This window comes from Burkholderia sp. SIMBA_051 (assembly GCF_046534915.1).
Classification (GTDB): Bacteria; Pseudomonadota; Gammaproteobacteria; order Burkholderiales; family Burkholderiaceae; genus Burkholderia; species Burkholderia ambifaria.
Genome location: NZ_JAWRXS010000770.1, coordinates 1 through 242 on the forward strand (window position 1 = coordinate 1; position 242 = coordinate 242).

Genomic DNA, 242 nt, shown 5'->3' on the forward strand with positions numbered 1-242 from the left:
GATGTAACGGGGCTCAAACCATGCACCAAGCTACGGGTATCACCTTTTGGTGATGCGGTAGAGGAGCGTTCTGTAAGCCTGTGAAGGTGAGTTGAGAAGCTTGCTGGAGGTATCAGAAGTGCGAATGCTGACATGAGTAACGACAATGCGAGTGAAAAACTCGCACGCCGAAAGACCAAGGTTTCCTGCGCAACGTTAATCGACGCAGGGTTAGTCGGTCCCTAAGGCGAGGCTGAAAAGCG

The 242-nt window shown here is 52.1% G+C and carries 1 rRNA gene; it reads left to right on the forward strand.

Annotation, left to right across the window (positions count from 1 at the left end):
* Nucleotides 1-242: ribosomal RNA gene (locus tag SB771_RS36550) — 23S ribosomal RNA — on the forward strand; the annotation flags it as partial.